Genomic DNA, 1,671 nt, shown 5'->3' with positions numbered 1-1,671 from the left:
ACTTCATGCTCGCCTTCCCCGACCGCCTCCCTCTCTGACCCCAGCAAGATCACCGAAAGTAACCACCCCGCGGGCCCGACCGGCAAGACCGTGCACCTCTACATACACAAAGGAATTGACAACCTCGCCGGCGGCACGAGAACGCGGTGCTGCGCCGCCAGATCGCTCGGGTCCGCTATGAGTCCGCCGACCGGATCTGGCCGGCCGTCCTTTCCCGGCTGGTCCCGCGGGAGCGCCGGCGTCAGGTCTTCACGGTCACGCCGACCACGCTGCCGGCCTGGCATCGACGCCTGGTCTCCCGGAAGTGGACATTCACCGAGCGCCGCCACCCGGGACGGCCCCCGACCGCGCCCACCATCAAGCAGCTCATCCTGCGTCTGGCGCGCGAGAACAGCACCTGGGGCCACCGCCACATACAGGGCGAGCCCGCCCGCCTCGGCTACTCCATCGCCCCGTCCACCGTAGGGGAGATCCTGCAGTCCTCGGGAGTTGACCCCGCCCCGCATCGCTCCGGCCCTACCTGGCGCCAGTTCCTCACCATTCAGCCCGGATCCACCGGCTTGATTCCGGAGTGATCGTTTCGGGGGTTGTCCTGGCGGTCGGCGAGATGATCTGGCCGTTCGGGCAGGGAGTACCCGCTGGTCTGTCCAGCTCTTCCACGTGGTCGGTGGTCTCGGGCCCTTGCGGGCGGGGTGGTCAGGGCTTCTCAGGCGGTGGGTGGTGACGCGTGCACCAGGTCGAAGAGCCGGGTGAAGTCGTCGGCCCAGGGCCAGTGTCCGGGCAGGTGGAGGGTGAGGCGCCGGGCCGAACGGGCCAGGCGGGCCGGCACGTCGATCAGGTGGTCGCGGATTGTTGCGGTGGTGGCCTTGGCATGGAAGGCGGAGGCCAGGGCGCCGGCGGCGCGGGTCAGGTTGTGTGCGAGAGCGGCCGGCGCGAGCCAGGCTGGGGGTGCCCCCTCTGGGGGAGTTCGCCTGGAAGTGCCCGGAGGGGGCGTGGGCGAACGGGCCGTTCTTCACGTCCGCGATCACCTGTTCCACGACAGCGTGCCGCCTGTGATCACGCTCGGCGTCCGTCAGCGGGAGCGGGGAGTCGGTGAAGGCTGCGTGGTAGCGCCAGGTGTCGAAGAGCGTGCCCTGTCCCTCGGGTTGAGTCGTTTGACGCGCCGCACGATGAGACGGGCGGTGACCTGGTACTTCTTCGGCTTGGAGGTGAAGGCGGTGTAGGTGGTCTCGGCTATCTCGGCGTCCGAGATCCAGCATTGCCCCTCCTCGTCCCAGATCGCCTTGGGGTACTTGATCGGCCTCCAGGCCGTCTCGTCGATGCCCGCGATCTCGGCCTTGATGGAGGCGTTCATCCGCACGGTGACCGAGAAATGTGCGTTCAGGGCCCGGCAGGCATTCACGACGTCGGCGCCGTAGAACGCGGAGTCGGCCCGCACCACCAGCAGTCCGCTTGCGCCGCACGCTCGCGCGGTGCGGATCGATTCGGCGACGAACACAGCCGCATCGCGGGCGGATTTGGACGGTCCCTTGCGCAGGGGGTGGGAGGTTGTCAATTCCTTTGTGTATGTAGAGGTGCACGGTCTTGCCGGTCGGGCCCGCGGGGTGGTTACTTTCGGTGATCTTGCTGGGGTCAGAGAGGGAGGCGGTCGGGGAAGGCGAGCATGAAGTG

The 1,671-nt window shown here is 68.2% G+C and carries 2 protein-coding genes and 1 pseudogene; 1 reads left to right on the top strand and 2 read right to left on the bottom strand.

Going from position 1 to position 1,671, the window contains the following annotated elements:
* Positions 1-146: 146 nt before the first annotated feature.
* Positions 147-545: pseudogene (locus C1I97_RS36810) on the top strand (integrase core domain-containing protein); the annotation flags it as partial.
* A gap of 161 nt (positions 546-706) precedes the next feature.
* On the opposite strand, the gene C1I97_RS40855 reads toward C1I97_RS36810, so the two are convergent.
* Both C1I97_RS40855 and C1I97_RS36800 read right to left on the bottom strand, forming a co-directional pair.
* Entirely contained in the window at positions 707-829 is a 123-nt protein-coding gene (locus C1I97_RS40855; protein WP_220040896.1) for a transposase, read from the bottom strand.
* A 243-nt stretch (positions 830-1,072) separates the two neighbouring features.
* Positions 1,073-1,555: a transposase gene (locus C1I97_RS36800; protein ID WP_181447090.1), complete on the bottom strand. Its 483-nt coding sequence runs from the start codon at positions 1,553-1,555 to the stop codon at positions 1,073-1,075.
* Positions 1,556-1,671 lie beyond the last annotated feature (116 nt).

Source organism: Streptomyces sp. NTH33, assembly GCF_003236365.1.
Classification (GTDB): Bacteria; Actinomycetota; Actinomycetes; order Streptomycetales; family Streptomycetaceae; genus Streptomyces.
This window is presented reverse-complemented; position numbering and strand designations above follow the sequence as displayed.